The organism is Pseudomonas sp. 29, from assembly GCF_002754355.1.
In the GTDB taxonomy this organism is placed as follows: domain Bacteria; phylum Pseudomonadota; class Gammaproteobacteria; order Pseudomonadales; family Pseudomonadaceae; genus Aquipseudomonas; species Aquipseudomonas neuropathica.
In genome coordinates, this window is sequence record NZ_PEEY01000001.1 from 83,571 (window position 1) to 101,148 (window position 17,578).

Here is a 17,578-nt window from a genome sequence, read left to right on the forward strand (position 1 = left end):
CGACATGATCAAGCGTATCGCGCAAACTGCAGGTTTCTCTGGTCTGCTGGCCGCCCTGCTCCTCACTCTGCTGCAAAGCTTCTGGGTTTCGCCGCTGATTCTGCAGGCGGAAACCTTCGAGAAGTCCGAGCCGGTGGCGGTTCACGAACATGCCGCTGGCGTGGCTGCGCACACCCATGATGCCGAGGCCTGGGAGCCGGAAGACGGCTGGCAGCGCGTAGTCTCGACCACTGGCGGTAATCTGGTCGTAGCCGTCGGTTTCGCCCTGATGCTCGCCGGCCTCTACACCCTACGCGCGCCGACCAAAACTTCGCAGGGCCTGCTCTGGGGCCTGGCCGGTTACGCGACGTTCGTGCTTGCTCCGACCTTGGGCCTGCCACCAGAACTGCCGGGCACCGCTGCGGCCGATCTGGCTTCGCGGCAGACGTGGTGGATCGGCACGGCCGCTTCGACGGCTGTAGGTCTGTCGCTGATCGCGTTCAGCCGTCACTGGCTGATGAAGGTCCTCGGTGTGGCCATCCTCGCTGTGCCCCACGTGATCGGCGCACCGCAACCGGAAGTGCATTCGATGCTCGCCCCCGAAGCACTCGAAGCTCAGTTCAAAATCGCTTCGCAGTTGACCAACGTGGCGTTCTGGCTGGCCCTGGGCCTGATCAGCGCCTGGTTGTTCCGCCGCAAAAGCGCTGGTCAATACCACGCATGACCGATGACCGCGCAGCGCCGACCTTCGTGGTCGGCCTGGGCTGCCAGCGCGGCTGCCCGGCCAGCACGCTGCGCGCGTTACTCGATCAAGCGTTACAGGCGCATCGCATTGAGCTTGAGGCGGTGAAAGCGTTGGCCAGTATCGACTTGAAGCGCGACGAGCCGGGCCTGCAAGAACTTGCTGCACAACTGGCTCTGCCCCTGCTGTACTTCAGCAGTGACGAACTGGCCAGCTACCAACAGCGGCTCAGTCACCATTCACAGATTGCTTACGAACGCACCGGTTGCTACGGCGTCGCCGAAAGTGCCGCGCTTGCGCTCGCTGAACAGCTGATTCAAGCGCCGGCAAAACTGCTGATCTCCCGGCAAAAATACGCTCAGGCCACGCTGGCATTGGCCGGCGCGGCGTAAAATCCCGATAATCCCCGCCATTGATCATGAGCGTTGTTCATCTGCAACGCAGTCGTGCCCTCTTTTACTCAGGATTCAACGATGACCGTCTACTTCATCGGCGCCGGCCCCGGCGACCCGGAATTGATCACTGTCAAAGGCCAGCGGCTGATTCGCAGTTGCCCGGTGATTATCTACGCAGGTTCGCTAGTGCCGGCGGCGGTACTCGACGGCCATCAAGCCGAAACGGTGGTGAACAGCGCCGAATTGCATCTGGAACAGATCATCGAATTGATCAAGACCGCGCATGCCAAGGGCCAGGATGTGGCGCGAGTACACTCAGGCGATCCGAGCCTGTATGGCGCGATCGGCGAGCAGATCCGATATCTGCGCGAGCTGGATATTCCGTTCGAGATCATTCCCGGCGTGACGGCCACCGCAGCCTGTGCGGCGCTGCTTGGCGCGGAATTGACGCTGCCGGACGTGTCGCAAAGCGTGATTCTGACTCGCTACGCCGACAAAACCGCGATGCCGGCAGGCGAAGAGCTTGGCAGTCTGGCGCAGCATGGCGCGACCATGGCGATTCATCTGGGCGTTAAACATTTGCCGAAGATTCTGGTGGAACTGCTGCCGCATTACGGCGCGGATTGCCCGATTGCCGTGATTCACCGGGCGACGTGGCCTGATCAGGATTGGGTGGTGGGGACGCTGGCGGATATTGCCGAAAAGGTTGAGGCCAAAGGGTTTCGGCGTACGGCGTTGATTCTGGTGGGTCGGGTATTGGGCAGTGAGGTGTTCAGCGAGTCATCGTTGTATCGCGCCGGGCATGCGCATCTCTATCGCCCATGAAGCCGCCTTCGCGAGCAAGCTCGCTCCCTCATTTGGGATGCGATCAAATGTGGGAGCGAGCCTGCTCGCGAATGCATTCCTGAATGTCACGCATAAAAAAACGGCGCTCACGGGGCGCCGTTTTTCATGTCCGCAGCGAACACCTTAGTAGTAGGCGTTTTCTTTCTGCGTGTGGTCGGTCACGTCGCGAACGCCTTTCAGCTCCGGAATACGCTCGAGCAAGGTGCGCTCGATGCCTTCCTTCAAGGTTACGTCCGCCTGGCCGCAGCCCTGGCAACCGCCACCGAACTGCAAAACGGCGATGCCGTCTTCAACCACATCGATCAGGCTGACCTGACCGCCGTGGCTGGCCAGCCCCGGGTTGATTTCGGTTTGCAAGTAGTAGTTGATGCGCTCGTTGACCGGGCTGTCGGCGTTGACCATCGGTACTTTGGCGTTCGGCGCCTTGATGGTCAGCTGGCCGCCCATGCGGTCGGTGGCGTAGTCGACAACGGCGTCATCGAGAAACGCTTCGCTGAAGTGATCGATATACGCGGTGAAGCTTTTCAGCCCCAGCGCGGTGTCTTCAGGTTTTTCTTCGCCAGGCTTGCAGTAGGCAATGCAGGTTTCAGCGTACTGGGTGCCAGGCTGGGTGATGAAGACGCGGATGCCGATGCCCGGGGTGTTCTGCTTGGAGAGCAGATCAGCCAGGTAATCGTGGGCGGCGTCGGTAATGGTAATAGCGGTCATGGAAACTCCTCGCAGGCTTGGGCGCAGTTTACGCCAATCATTGCGCCGGACAAAGTCCTAGTATTTTTGTCGGGAAAGATTCTCGTCCGGCTCCATGTCAACCCGCGCCTTGAGCCAATGGTAACTGCGCTTTTCCACCCATTCGTAGCTCAACCACGAGCCAACGCCAATCGCCAGCGCGCACACGGCAAACATCAAATACGGGTTGATCGCGTAGCGCTGCGCGATAAATCCCCCCGTCGACAGCACCAGCACGTGCATCAGGTAAACCGAATACGAGCAATCGCCAAGCAGTTTGAGCATTCGGCTGCGCTCGACATAACGCTCAAGTGAGATACACGCCATGACCAGCACTGCACTCGGCACGCCCCAGCTCAGCAGCCTTGGCGCCGGTGCCAAGTAATAAATCGCCAGCAGTGCCACGACGATGCAAGTCAGCGGCAACCAAAAACCGGGGCCGATCCAGCCCCGCCGATAGAGCATGCCAATGCCGATCCCCAGCAGAAACTCATAAACGATGTCCGACCGATAAAACGCGCTGACCCAGCCAAACCCGGTCCAGGCCTGACACACTGCAAACAACAGCGCCGCGACCACCAGCAGGCGCACCTGCAAACGAAACAGCAGCGCCCAGGCAAACAGCACGTAGAAAAGCATTTCGTAATTCAGTGTCCAGCCGACATTCAACGTCGGATAGATACCGTAGCCGCCAGGATTCTCGGTAGGAATGAACAGCAACGACAGAAGCAGATGGCCCCAGTCCACTGTCTGATCCGGCAGCAAAGGTTGGGCGAACACCACCAGCAGCGCCATCAGCAGCGTGTACAGCCAGTACGCCGGGACGATGCGAAACAGCCGGTACAGCAGGAAACGCGCGGGCGGCAGCGGTTTGTTTTCGGTCGAGAGGAAAATCACCAACCCGCTGATGACAAAGAAAATGTCGACGCCCACCGCGCCTTTGTCGATAAAGAACTGGCCGACCGGCCCGCGTGCCTTGAAGTCAAAAAAAATCTGCATGAAGTGGTGGCACACCACTGTCCACGCGGCAAGCGCACGCAGGGCTTGCACTGAAATCAACATCACCTGCTCCCGATCACAATTCCTGAATCCACCTCAGATCCCTTGTAGGAGTGAGCCTGCTCGCGATAGCGGAAAATCAGGCACTAGAGATGTTGAATGAACCGCCGCCATCGCGAGCAGGCTCACTCCTACAAGGGTTTGGTTGTGTTGCTTAAAGTTGGGACAGCAGGCCAATCTGAAACGATCAAAGATTCTCGTAGCGGTTCATGTCCAGCACGCCCTCTTCCACCGGATCGGTTTCGTGCAGGTATTGGCTCAGATCGTGGAAATAGAACCAGAATTGCGGGTGACTGCGCCGAATTCCCCAGCGTTCGACGATTTTCTCGAAACGGTTGGCGTCCTTGGCATTTTCCATTGCATCAACAAACTCGGGCACTTGATCGGCCGGAATGTTGAACATGAAGTTCGGATAACTGCTGAGCACGCCCGGAAAAATGGTGATCGTGTCCAGCCCGGGCTGATAGCGCAGCGACTCTCCGAGCAGGAACGCCACGTTGCTGTGCGCACGGTTGCGCAACAGGCTGTAGACCTCGCGTTTGCCGTTGGCGGTTTCAATGCGCAGCATGGTGGCTTCCGGCAGTTGGTCGATGACCTTCAAGCCGGCCGCCGGACGCGAGGTCAGGCGGCTTAGCGCCTGCTCGGCATTTTGCAGGGCCGGGTCAATATTCGGCCGCGAGCAGTAAGCCCCATCGCAGCGGTTGATTGGATCCGGGTGCGCATTGAGATCACCGTAACGCGCCAGTAATTGCATGGCGAAGTCGTATTTCGGGTCTTTCTCATCAAGTTTCAGTGCCGTCGGCTTGTCGTCGTCGATCGCTTCGTAATCGAGCCACATCTTGAACTGGCCGCTGTTCTGATACCAATCGTTGAGGTAATCCTCTCGGGAGTCGGCCGGCATCAGGCGCAGGAAGTTTTGCTCGGCGCCATTGCGGATCAAATCGAAATACAGACGGGTTTGCGCCTGATGGGAGACGTTGCCGAACACATCGAAGTTGACTGCCAACTGGTAATAGGTGCGCTCCAGCAGCGGATAGTCGAACAGCCACATCGTCTGCGGCACCTCGCCGATCAGGCCTTTGGTCACCGAGGCGCTGTCGAAGTGGCGGAAAATGCTCAACAGCGCGTTGTCGTTGCCGGCCCACAGGGTCGACCAACTGGGCGCCGGCAAATCAGCGTAGCTGTCACGGCGCAAGGCTTCGTATTCGTTTCGTTTGTCACGGTAGTTGCGCCACAGGCTCAGTACGCTGCCGACGTCATCGTTCTGCCCGGGCATGGCCAGCAACGGCGTGGCCTGGCCGCGATAGTTCGGGTCAGTGATATAGAGGTCATGTTCCGGCGCTTGGAACAGCGCCCAGAAGTTGTCACGGATCACGTCGGTGGCGATCTGACCACGGCACACCGGGCCGCGAATAAACGTGCGGACGAAGTATTCGGCGTTATCGAGCATGAACTGATAACGCGCCTGCGCCGGGATCGCTTCAAATGTGGCGAACGGGTTGGCGCGGCTCTGCGGGCCGTAGCCCGGCAAGGCATTAACCTGCCAGTTACCGCTATAGAACAGACTTTTGACCCGCGCCATTTTCGCCGCGCTCAACGGATAGGTGATGTGGGTCTTGTGCACGATCACCCCTTGCACCGGCCACAAGCGGTAATACACCTGAGTGCCCGGATCATCGTTGGGGCGACGGGTGGCGATCAGGTCGATTGGCTGCCCAGTCGGCGTGCGCGAACGTACCCACTGGAAATAATGGCCCGGCTCGCCGTCCTTGAAATAGATATGCGCAAGGTACCAATGCTCGTACAACCAGCGACCGACCAGGCTTTGCCGCGCGCCGGGAGTGTTGAGCAGGTTTTCCCACTGGACGATCTGCAGCGCCTCTTTGGTGCTTGGCGCCAGGCTTTGTTCGTCAATCGGCGCACCCGAGGCCAGCCAGCGCTGCAGCGTCTGATATTGCTGATCGGTCAGCCCGGTCACCGCCAGCGGCATGCCTTCTTTCGGATGCGCGCCGGCGTAGCCTTCGAACTCGGCGGGCATCGCGCACAGGTTTTCGCGGTTCAGACCCAGGACGATGTCTTCCGGGAGCTTGGCATTCGGCGTCAGTGGCGTCTTGTGCCCAAGTTCGAGCATGCGCGCCATCAGCGCAGCCTGGCTGCCTTGGGCATCGAGCACCGAATAGAAGTCTTTTTGCTGCCAGGCACGTTTACCGAAGGCATCGTAAAACAGTCGAGTGGTGGGTGCCGCTTGTGTGCGCTCGCCATCGTAGACCGGCATTTTGCTCGCACCACGGGCCGCGCCCTCACCGCTGCCCAGATTCAACTGGCAGGCCGAGTCGTAACACGCATGGCAGGCCACGCACTTCTCGGTGAAGATCGGTTGGATATCACGGCTATATGAGATCGTGGGTTCCTGCGCAACGGCGCCCCAGCTTAAAAGCAGCAAAAAAATGCTGATGACGCGGTACGACATGCCCTTGATCCCGATCCTGAAAAAAACGCCGCGATTCTACAGTATGACGCTCGTACCAACATGAGCGATATTCATGCAAAAGCCCAACATGCTCTAAAAGCGCACAGGTTTGCTATGATCCCGCTCCTTCGTAATGGTCTTTCCGAGTAGTCCAAATGTCCGATCGCAGCGTCCGCCTTCAAGCTCTCAAGCAAGCTCTCAAAGAGCGCATCCTGATACTCGATGGCGGTATGGGCACGATGATCCAGAGCTACAAGCTCGAAGAGCAGGACTATCGCGGCAAACGCTTCGCCGATTGGCCGAGTGACGTCAAGGGCAACAACGACCTGCTGGTCATCACCCGTCCGGACGTGATCGGCGGCATCGAGAAAGCCTATCTGGATGCCGGCGCCGACATCCTCGAAACCAACACCTTCAACGCCACGCGCATTTCCATGGCCGACTACGGCATGGAAGAACTGGCCTACGAGCTAAACGTAGAAGGCGCACGTCTGGCGCGCAAGGTTGCCGACGCCAAGACCGCCGAGAACCCGGCCAAGCCGCGCTTCGTCGCCGGCGTGCTCGGCCCGACCAGCCGCACCTGCTCGCTGTCGCCCGACGTCAACAACCCCGGCTACCGCAACGTCACCTTTGATGAACTGGTGGAAAACTACACCGAAGCCACCAAAGGCCTGATCGAAGGCGGCGCGGATCTGATCCTGATCGAAACCATTTTCGACACCCTCAACGCCAAAGCGGCGATCTTCGCCGTGCAAGGCGTGTTCGAAGAGCTGCACATCGAACTGCCGATCATGATTTCCGGCACGATCACTGACGCCTCCGGCCGGACCCTGTCGGGGCAAACCACCGAAGCGTTCTGGAACTCGGTGGCGCACGCCAAGCCAATCTCCGTTGGTCTCAACTGTGCGCTCGGCGCCAGTGAGCTGCGTCCGTACCTGGAAGAGCTGTCGAACAAGGCCAGCACCCACGTATCCGCGCACCCGAACGCCGGCCTGCCGAACGAGTTTGGCGAGTACGACGAACTGCCGTCGGAAACCGCCAAAGTCATCGAAGAATTCGCCCAGAGCGGCTTCCTCAACATCGTCGGCGGTTGCTGCGGCACCACCCCGGGGCACATCGAAGCCATCGCCAAAGCCGTCGCCGGTTACGCGCCGCGTCAGATTCCGGACATTCCGAAGGCTTGCCGCCTCTCAGGTCTGGAACCGTTCACCATCGATCGCAACTCGCTGTTCGTGAACGTTGGCGAGCGTACCAACATCACCGGCTCGGCCAAGTTCGCCCGGCTGATCCGTGAAGACAACTACACCGAAGCCCTCGAAGTCGCCCTGCAACAGGTCGAGGCCGGCGCGCAGGTGATCGACATCAACATGGACGAAGGCATGCTCGATTCGAAGAAGGCCATGGTGACCTTCCTCAATCTGATCGCCGGTGAACCGGACATCTCCCGCGTGCCGATCATGATCGACTCGTCGAAATGGGAAGTGATCGAAGCCGGTCTCAAGTGCATTCAGGGCAAGGGCATCGTCAACTCGATCAGCATGAAAGAAGGCGTCGAGCAGTTCATCCATCACGCCAAACTGTGCAAGCGCTATGGCGCCGCCGTTGTGGTGATGGCGTTTGACGAAGCTGGCCAGGCCGACACCGAAGCGCGCAAGAAAGAAATCTGCAAACGCTCCTACGACATTCTGGTCAACGAAGTCGGCTTCCCGCCGGAAGACATCATCTTCGACCCGAACATCTTCGCCGTCGCTACCGGTATTGAAGAACACAACAACTACGCGGTGGACTTCATCAACGCCTGCGCCTACATCCGCGACGAACTGCCGTATGCGCTGACCTCGGGCGGCGTGTCCAACGTGTCGTTCTCGTTCCGTGGCAACAACCCGGTGCGTGAGGCGATCCACTCGGTGTTCCTGCTGTACGCGATCCGCGCGGGCCTGACCATGGGCATCGTCAACGCCGGGCAGTTGGAGATCTACGACCAGATCCCGCAGGAACTGCGCGACGCCGTGGAAGATGTGATTCTCAACCGCACGCCAGAAGGCACCGACGCCCTCCTCGCCATCGCCGACAAGTACAAGGGCGACGGCAGCGTCAAGGAAGCCGAGACCGAAGAGTGGCGTAGCTGGGAGGTCAACAAGCGTCTGGAGCATGCGCTGGTCAAAGGCATCACCACGCACATCGTTGAAGACACCGAAGAGTCGCGCCAGTCGTTCGCCCGCCCGATCGAAGTGATCGAAGGCCCGCTGATGTCCGGCATGAACATCGTCGGCGACCTGTTCGGCGCCGGCAAAATGTTCCTCCCGCAAGTGGTGAAATCCGCGCGAGTGATGAAGCAGGCGGTGGCGCACTTGATCCCGTTCATCGAACTGGAAAAAGGCGACAAGCCGGAAGCCAAAGGCAAGATCCTCATGGCAACCGTGAAAGGCGACGTGCACGACATCGGCAAAAACATTGTCGGTGTGGTACTTGGTTGCAACGGCTATGACATCGTCGACCTTGGCGTGATGGTCCCGGCGGAGAAGATTCTGCAGGTCGCCAAAGAACAGAAATGCGACATCATCGGTCTCTCCGGCCTGATCACGCCGTCGCTGGACGAAATGGTTCACGTTGCCCGTGAAATGCAGCGCCAGGACTTTCACCTGCCGCTGATGATCGGTGGCGCGACCACTTCCAAAGCGCACACGGCGGTGAAGATCGAGCCGAAGTACAGCAACGATGCCGTGGTCTACGTGACCGACGCCTCCCGTGCAGTGGGCGTGGCGACGCAGTTGCTGTCGAAAGAATTGAAGGCCGGTTTCGTCGAAAAGACGCGTCTGGAATACATCGATGTGCGCGAACGTACCTCGAACCGCAGCGCCCGCACCGAGCGCCTGAGCTACGCAGCGGCCATCGCCAAGAAGCCACAGTTCGACTGGGCCAATTATCAGCCGGTCAAACCGACCTTCACCGGCAGCAAGGTACTGGACAACATCGACCTCAAGGTCTTGGCCGAATACATCGACTGGACGCCGTTCTTTATCTCTTGGGACCTGGCTGGCAAGTTCCCGCGCATCCTCGAAGATGAAGTGGTCGGTGAGGCCGCCACCGCGCTGTACAAGGACGCGCAGGAGATGCTCGCCAAGCTGATCGACGAGAAGCTGATCAGCGCCCGTGCGGTGTTCGGCTTCTGGCCGGCCAATCAAGTACATGACGACGACATCGAACTGTACGGCGATGACGGCAAGCCATTGGCCAAGCTGCATCACCTGCGTCAGCAGATCATCAAGACCGACGGCAAACCAAACTTCTCGCTGGCTGACTTCGTAGCGCCGAAGGACAGCGAAGTGACCGACTACGTCGGTGGTTTCATCACCACCGCCGGCATCGGCGCCGAAGAAGTGGCCAAGGCTTATCAAGACGCTGGCGACGACTACAACTCGATCATGGTCAAAGCCCTGGCCGACCGTTTGGCCGAGGCCTGCGCCGAGTGGCTGCACCAGCAAGTGCGTAAAGAGCACTGGGGTTATGCCAAGGACGAAGAGCTCGATAACGACGCGCTGATCAAAGAGCAATACAGCGGCATCCGCCCTGCTCCGGGTTACCCGGCGTGCCCGGATCACACCGAGAAAGCGGCGCTGTTCGCCTTGCTCGATCCGCAAGCCGAAGAAATGCGCGCCGGTCGCAGTGGTGTGTTCCTCACCGAACACTACGCGATGTTCCCGGCGGCTGCGGTCAGCGGCTGGTACTTCGCCCACCCGCAAGCGCAGTACTTCGCCGTGGGCAAGGTCGACAAGGATCAGGTGCAAAGCTACACCTCGCGCAAAGGCCAGGAGCTGAGTGTGACCGAGCGCTGGCTGGCGCCGAATCTGGGTTACGACAGTTAAGTTGCGCAATGGACCTGAGAGCGCCCTGCTCTCAGGTCCACTCAATTACCTGTCACGGCGCCAGGAAGGGCCGGGTTGTGGTGAGGATGGGCCGGGTTGCGGCTCCGCCTCGCGAACTGTCGTCAGCGCAGCCAGCTCCGTACGCGTCATTGCCTTCAGTGCATCGATGCGAGCTTCTGCCAGTTCGATCTGAAGTGAATCCACTGCTTCCAGATAAGCGCTGCTGTGTATGTCGGCAAATGTATCCTCCACCTCCTCCTGCCGCCTCCTGGCGTTGAGTTCGAGCGTTTCGAACACCTCGCTGTGGCGATCGCGCAGGTAGCGGATCCAGTAATCGCGTGAAATCAGATTTTCCAGAAACATTTCGGATGCTTCATCCCTGAGCACCGACGTGCGCGCGTCGATCAACTGCTGCCCGCGAATCGGTGCGGCGTACAGCATGTGTTCCGGTTGCGCCGGCAAATCCAGCCCGTCCGGCCAGCCTCGGGTCATGCCGATCCGGTATTGCAGACGGATTTCCGCCCGATCCTTGTTCTTCGCCGCGGCTTCTGCCAGCCGGTCGACCCTTTCCAGGCGGAACAGACGCCGCGTCAGCTCAAGCAAGGCCCTGCCGCGTTGCTCCGGGCGGTGTCGTGGAATATCGCGCAGGGCGTTGTATTCATAGACGCGGGTTTCCAGTTCGCTGAATGACAGGATCCGGCCATCGCCGCAGGTGCCGTGGGTCTCGGCGTTGAGAAATAACAGCTCTCGCAGCTCGGCGTTTTCCGTGGCGGCCTCGATGACTTGCCAGACCCGATGGGTCAAATCAGCGCCGGACAACCGGAATTCAAGGGTATCGGGCAAGGTCGAGAGCAAATGAAAGAACGACTCATGGTTGTCCTGATCAGCCAATTGCAGCCATAGCGCCTGCCGCGCGGCATGCGCATCTGCATGTGTGTACGTCATCCAGATTGCCATCGCTGGCACTGCCGCATCCTGCACCGGATCGGCAATCACTTCCGCTGCCTCCACAATGGCATGCGTATCAACCCGCCGGGAACCGCCACCCCCACTGGGGCCATCGCTGTCGGAACCCGAATCCGAATCCGATCCCTGACCGGAGCCAGCATCCGAATCGCTGTCGGTCTCCAATTCGCGTTCGGCAATTTCACGCTGCAGAAAAGCCTGGGAATAACCCATGACATCACGGTCTGCGTTGGCCGCACTGTATTCCCGCAGTTGCTGCAGGCAATTGAGCGACAGGGAGTTTTCGGACAGGTCGGTGCCGTCCACCAGCGCTTGATGGTTGCCGTCCAACAGTCGGTCAGGAAAGACCATGATGTTGTTGCCCGACAGGTCCAGTCGTTGCAAATGCGCCAGATCGAGCACGCCGTCAGGCCAGAATTCCAGACCGTTCTGGCTGAGATTGAGCGTCTCCAGACGGACGAAGGCGATGGCGCTGAACTCCTCCAGCTGATTGTGGCTGAGGTCGAGCCAGCGCAGTTGCGTCCCGCCCACGTGCTGATACACGGTTTGTGCCACGGCCAGCCGATTACCGCTCAACTCCAGACGTTCCAGACGGTTCAAACGACCGACAGCTTCCGGCAGCCGTTCCAGGGCATTGCCGTTGAGTCTCAGGGTGGTCAACTCAGGGAACGCCGGGCAAAAGAGGTTGAAGCTATCAACTGAAAACTTGATCCCTGTCAGATTCAGTGTCCGCACATGGGCAAACACGTTTGACAGCGCGGGCAGATCGCTCATGGCCCCCGCTGAAAGGCTCAGCGTCTGTCCGGCGGACTCGGAAAGCGCAGTGAGCCCGTCCCGCCAGCAAGTGCGGATCCTCGTCGCGTCGAAGAACCTTGTGGACAATGACACGCTTTCACCAGGCCCTTGCGTCGCACCGAAAATCCAGCCGTTCAACTCACGCGTCAGCGTCTCGTCACTTGCTCGCCACTGGGTCAGCCTGTCCGCCATTTGCTCCGGGGACAGGCCTTCATCGCGCAATCGGGCAACGCTGGCTTGCGCTTGTTCAAGCGTCAGCGAGGGAAATATCTCCAGTACACGGGCATTCATGTCGAAACCGTCGCCGGGTGCAGAGACAGGCGGGAGTGCTAACAACTGACCGGCGCGCTCCAGTGCACTTTCCGGCGGGGTCCCGCTTGAATTGGCCGGCAATGACGCCGATTGCGCGTCGAACCGTTGCAAGGCGCCTTCCGGCAATCCAATGGACATTTCAATCCGGCGCTGCGCCGCCCGCATGTCCGCCTCGCCTGTAGTACTGAAGCGGTTGTTCTGCAGGCGGGTCTTCAGCAGCACAGCGTCGTTGACAAGCACCTGTTCGGGGAGCGACCCGATGGTGTTATGACGTAAATCCAGCGTTCGCAAATGCGGCAGGCTTTCCGCCCCAGTCGGCCATTGATTGAATCCATTGACGCTGAGGTTCAGCGTCTTGAGCCCGCTCAGGCGAGAAACGTCCAGTGTGTCCAGGCGATTGAGCCGGGCATTGAGATGTTCCAGTTTGTTCAGGGCATTGAACTGGCTCTGAACCTCAGGGGTAACGGCTATAAGGTTGAGAGACAAATCCAGTTGCGTCAGGTGGGTTGCATCGGCTGGCCGGATCGGCAGTTCCGTCAATCCGCAGGCGGTGACTTGCAGACTCGTGGTGCCACTGAATGCCCGGAGAAAATCGCGAATCTGGTCGATCGGCACATTCAACCGATCCAGCCGCACACTCTGTACGTGAGCAAACGCACCGGTTGGCAATTGCGGCAGTTCACTGACCGACTCTTCGCCCTGTACCCATGCGGTGTCCACCAGTTCAAACACGCCGGCATCGTCGAGTTCGGTGCTTGATGCCCAGTTCGTCCCATTGAAAGGACGAACGTCGTCATTCAAGCGATAGCGCCTGCGTATGGCTGCACGCCAGTTCTTTTCCAGAGCACGTACCACCCGTGCATTGGGCTGCGCTTGCCAGCGGGCGGCGGGAATTGCATTACGCAATCCATCAGATGCGGTGGGCTCGTAGAACTGGCGGAAAATTGCGGTGTGCTCCACACGCAGAATCTCCACTGCCTTGAGTCGGGTTTCCGGGGTATTCCAGAGTGTCATGATGCGCTCGGGCAACGGATTGAGGCGGCCGGCCTCGCCCGTCAGGAACTGCAGTTCTCCGGCACAGTAGCGGCGAACCATCAAGTCCAGATCAACCAGATGTCGCCACTGCCCCATGTAGTTTTTCACATAGTCGTAAGCGGGTTTGAACGCTTCATGAGAGAACCTGGACCAGTCCAGCGACAGGCCTGCCCAGAGTTTTTCGTGTCCGACATAGAGCGATTGTGGAATGGATGTGATGGCGGTCTGCGTCAGGTCCAGTCGTTCCAGTTCAGGCAGTTGCTGCACATAGGCCGGCCATTGCGTCAGGCCCGACGCTTCGATCCTGAGTTTCTTCAGGCGTTTGAGGGGCGTCAGATCCAGGCCAGCGGCATGGCTCCGACCGTCGAAAAAATCAAGATGAAGTTCCTCAAGGGCAGTCAACGTCCTCAATTTTGTCGAAAGATCAGAAGCCATCACCCTGACTGACGTCCTGAACTTGAGCTTCTTCAGTGCAGACATCCGGGTCACAGTCAAAGGCAAGGTCGTCAGTGCCTGCTCTTGCGCCATGTAGGCGCCAAACAGACTGCCACGCTCCCCCAGCGACAGCTTTTGCACGTTGGCAAATCGCGCCAGAAAGGCGTCCGCATTGGCGTCGGTGATGCCATTGCCGCCAATTGAAAGTTTACGCACATGGGCAAAGTCTGCATTCAGCTCTGGCAGGGGGTCATAAGTGAATATCGAGAGTTCATCGGCACCTGAAACTCCAGCGGACAAGGCGTTGCGCCAGCAGGTTTTCAGCGCTTGCGCGGCGCGAAACTTGTGATCCGTTGCGGAACGTTCCCAAGGCGCCGCCGTGGATGTGCCTGCCCATTCATCCAGCGTCGTATTCAACTGCTGCCATTCATGGCGGCGTGATTGCAACAGCTGGAAAATCGCGTTGTCGTCTTTACCCGTCCGGTACTGCTCGAGAATGAAACCATTAGCCTGTTCGTAGGTAAGCTGCGGATAGACATCGCACACATGAGCGGTCAGGTTCATTTGCAACCCGGCGCCGCGTCCGCTCGCGGGGTAACCGATCAACGTAGCGTTCACACGCACGGGCGGCTTGATCCATTTGACCTGTGGCGCAAGCAGCGCAGGCGTATCTGCCTGATGCCGATCGGCATGATCGATGATCTTTTTCTGTAACCGGGCGGACTGCCCCACCTCGGGCACACCGAGGCTGCGGCGCGCGTCATCAGGCAAGGCATACATGATCGATGAGTAAAAGTTGTCGCCGTTGCGAGGCAGGCTGTTGAGTGCAAGACCACGTTCGTCGAACGCCTGAAACTGAGCGCCTTTCTTGATCAGGTATTTCTTCTCGCTGGCTGTTTCACTGCCGATGCTGTCAAGCAGCATGCCGGCGTCATTGCCCTCGCGAACTTCAATGCGAACGCTGTCGGCCCAACCCGGCAACTGCTCCAGCGTGTGCAACGCCAAGCGCCGGCTGTCCGCCGAAGCGACATTTTCACTGCGCAGACCGACATAGGCCGCGACTTGTCGGCTTTGACGCGCGTACCAGCGTGCCTCCTCCAGCAGGCGTAGCGGCACTCGATGGCCTGAGTCAAGTCGCTCCAGATCATCGGAGCGTCCATGGGCCAGCACCGTTTGTGCCGCGGGTTCGCTGAGTCCAGGGCAGGCCTTCTGCAAACGCGCAACCCGGGAATCGATGGGGTCGGTTCCCTTGTAGAGGCTGTCGTAGATCGCCGGCTGACGAGTGTCGGCGTAGTCGGCGATCTGCTTGCCGAACTCTACCGGCCGGGCATCGCGCACGCGTGCACCTTGCTCGCCCAGGAGCCGGGTGAGTTCTGACTCGTCCAGCGCCGCGAGGATGTGTGCTGGCAGGCCACCGCTGAGGATATCGGCCCGCGATATCTGAATCGGTGCCTTGACGCCGACGTCGCGAAACCGCCGCACGGAACCATACCTGACCGACTTGCCGGACAGTTGCTCGCCGTCGAATACTTCCAGCACCCGGTTCGCCGGCCAGCGCGGCATTTCGGTGATCAGCGGCAACGCAAAGAGATACAGTTCGTCGATCGGTTTTGTCCCGCGCAACTGTTCAACCACCAGTGCCGCGTTGCTATCCGCCTGCATCACGCGCATGGCCTGCGTCAGTTCCGGTGGCGGTAGCGCAGAATCGACGTGCATCTTGCGCAGAGTGGCGTCAGTGACACCGCCGATATCGGCAGCCTTGATCAACTGCGCGTCGGTGAAGGCTTCGGTTGCGTGGCCGATGCGCCGCAGCAGGGTCAGACGATCCCAATCCCGCGGCCGCTCCAGCGTGTGCCGCCAGGCACCGCGTCCGTTGCTCTCCAGCACCGGCTGCCAGGCGCTGGCATCGGTAGGGTGCTTGATGCGCCATTTGCTGATCGACTCATCGTAAAACTGCTCGTAGACCTTGCCGTCCTGGCGTATGAAGGTTTGACCTTCCAGCACATGCTGGCCGGCAGAGTTCGGGCCGGGGCTGTCTGGCAGCGTGACAGCGGACTCGTAAGCTCTAAGGTCGGCTCTCCACAGGCGAGTTTCGCCGTTGGGCAATTTCACCGACTGCAGCCGCTCGATGATCGGCACGGCTCTGGCGCCGGAGATTTTCTGCACCCCGGCCCCCACTCCCGCCATCAACGCAATCTGCGCCAGATTCTCCGCGACATCGATCAGGTGATCCTTCGCCGCCCGACGATCACCCTCACTCCATTCAATCGCGCCTTCCAGGGTTTCAGTCAGCAACTGCCCGGCCATCACCACCATCATGACCTCGCCCAGCACCGGCACGAACATCGAGACAAGGTTCAGGCCAAGCATGCCGATCTGCAGCAGATGAGCGAGCTTGGCGTCACGGGCCTTCGCATCGACATCTGCCGCTGGCACGGCATGGCTTCGTGCGTCGGCCAATACCTTGGCACGGCTCTGGGTGTAAAGGTATTGCCAGAGATCCTCATTGGGCGCCCAAATCCCCCGTCCGCTGCGACCGAACGTCGATGGCGCAATGTAAGGATCAGGCACAGGATCCCACCTGATCTCACGCTCGGGTGGCAGTTCACGGATCCGGGTAAACACCGAACCGCCCGCCAACACCTGCGCCACAGCCAGCCATGGCGAGCGCCATATTGTCCATGCATCGCCCGGTGAATCGGCCGCTTTTTGTCTGAACTGGCTGAAATAATACGCACGCTGGTCATACGGCAGAAACTGGCTCAAAAAACGCTGGTACGCGGTCGGTTCCGCGCCTGGCGCTTGTGCGGGATCGCGGGCGGTGAGCAAGCGCTTGAACTCATCGCGCACCTGTTGGACGGTATAGCGCTTGAGCGGGTGCTCCGGATCGTGAGGGATGTAAAGGATCAGCTCGTCGCTGTAGCGGTACTTCTGGCAAATGACAAACACCACGCAGCCAGTCAGCCTTTTTTTCATCACGCCCAGGTCACTGAACCAGACCTGTTTCTCGCCCATCCACGGGTGCATGTTGCCGTGGATCACCGACACAATCATTGCGTGATCCGCCGGCTCAATGTCTTTTTGCAACAGCGCCTGATCGGCTGCGGCGCGCATCGTCGCCTTCTGGCTGGCAATGAAGCGCTCGCTGAGCACCGCCTCTGCCACAGCATCGGCCGGGTGGAAGAATGTCGTCAAATAGGTCTGATACTGCTTGCCGACATCCAGTTCTCGGCAAAGCGTCAGGAACTGCATCACCGTCAGGCCGATGCTCACGTACTCGAATGTACCAGGGGTGGAGGTTGCTACAACGAAACCTGACGTCGAGTGATAAGCGCCCTGCTTGCATTCGTCAGCTTCGAAGTTGTGCAGCGCTGCGTCCAGCATCGAAAGTTTGAGGACCTCGAAGGACGCCAGCTCGATCTTTTCAACGCCCAGTTCGACGGGACGCCGCAGACACAGGAGCGTCTTGTCGACATCGATTTGTAATTGATGCTGGTCCTTGAGCGCTTTGAGCAGCAATGGCCTGGCAAATGTCTCGACGTCCTGAAGGGTCGCCATGGTTCTATCAAGATCGTTTTGGGCGACAACGCTGGCCTTCATGCTGTCGGCCAGCGTCTTGCGTTGTGCCGGCGTCGCGTCGAGGTACCACGCTGGCAGCGCAGTCGGAACGGTTTTGAGCGCTTCGCGCCGTTGCGGCGAAGCGCTGGACAGCCACGGCGGGATCGACTTTTCGAGAAAATCGCGGTGCAGGCTTTGCGTTGTATTGAGCGTTGTCGGCTGGCTGTCAGCGGCAGCTCGAGCGAGCGGCGCAGCTTGCGTCGTCTCTGGGTTGGAAGGGATAGCGATCATGATCACTCCTAGTTGATGGAGCGATCAGCAGACCATATCCCGTCAGCGGATTTGCGGTATCCGGTTATTGCCGGTCCGGCCGTGAGTAACCTGATATGTATCA

8 protein-coding genes are annotated in these 17,578 nt (G+C 59.5%); 4 read left to right on the top strand and 4 right to left on the bottom strand.

Translation table 11 applies throughout. From position 1 onward, the window contains the following. The first annotated feature begins 4 nt into the window (after nt 1-4). The 3 genes from CLU80_RS00485 to cobM all read left to right on the top strand — a co-directional run bounded on the left by CLU80_RS00485 (nt 5) and on the right by cobM (nt 1,941). On the top strand, nt 5-703 hold the full coding sequence (locus CLU80_RS00485) for a CbtA family protein (protein ID WP_093430887.1): 699 nt from the start codon (nt 5-7) through the stop codon (nt 701-703). After that, complete coding sequence (locus tag CLU80_RS00490; protein ID WP_003225490.1) at nt 700-1,113, top strand: cobalamin biosynthesis protein; 414 nt, start codon at nt 700-702, stop codon at nt 1,111-1,113. The genes CLU80_RS00485 and CLU80_RS00490 overlap by 4 nt, the downstream gene beginning before the upstream one ends. A gap of 81 nt (nt 1,114-1,194) precedes the next feature. Beyond that, entirely contained in the window at nt 1,195-1,941 is a 747-nt protein-coding gene (gene cobM, locus CLU80_RS00495; protein WP_099756450.1) for a precorrin-4 C(11)-methyltransferase, read from the top strand. Nucleotides 1,942-2,085: 144 nt separating this feature from the next. Here the strand turns inward: cobM and nfuA are convergent, their stop codons facing one another. From nfuA to CLU80_RS00510, 3 genes are all read right to left on the bottom strand, one after another. Beyond that, nucleotides 2,086-2,670: a Fe-S biogenesis protein NfuA gene (gene nfuA / locus CLU80_RS00500; RefSeq protein ID WP_007912592.1), complete on the bottom strand. Its 585-nt coding sequence runs from the start codon at nt 2,668-2,670 to the stop codon at nt 2,086-2,088. Between the two features lie 57 nt (nt 2,671-2,727). Continuing rightward, nucleotides 2,728-3,750 (bottom strand): acyltransferase family protein, encoded by a 1,023-nt coding sequence (locus CLU80_RS00505; protein WP_099756451.1) that lies wholly within the window; start codon nt 3,748-3,750, stop codon nt 2,728-2,730. A gap of 184 nt (nt 3,751-3,934) precedes the next feature. Beyond that, a complete protein-coding gene (locus CLU80_RS00510; RefSeq protein ID WP_099756452.1) occupies nt 3,935-6,217 on the bottom strand; it encodes a fatty acid cis/trans isomerase in 2,283 nt (760 codons plus the stop codon). A 155-nt stretch (nt 6,218-6,372) separates the two neighbouring features. Between CLU80_RS00510 and metH the strand changes: the two genes are divergently transcribed. Beyond that, nucleotides 6,373-10,083 carry a methionine synthase gene (gene metH, locus CLU80_RS00515; protein ID WP_099756453.1) on the top strand — a complete coding sequence of 1,237 codons (3,711 nt, stop codon included), beginning with the start codon at nt 6,373-6,375 and terminating at the stop codon, nt 10,081-10,083. Between the two features lie 45 nt (nt 10,084-10,128). Here the strand turns inward: metH and CLU80_RS00520 are convergent, their stop codons facing one another. Beyond that, nucleotides 10,129-17,475, bottom strand: coding sequence for an NEL-type E3 ubiquitin ligase domain-containing protein (locus CLU80_RS00520; RefSeq protein ID WP_099756454.1), 7,347 nt, complete (start codon nt 17,473-17,475; stop codon nt 10,129-10,131). Nucleotides 17,476-17,578 lie beyond the last annotated feature (103 nt).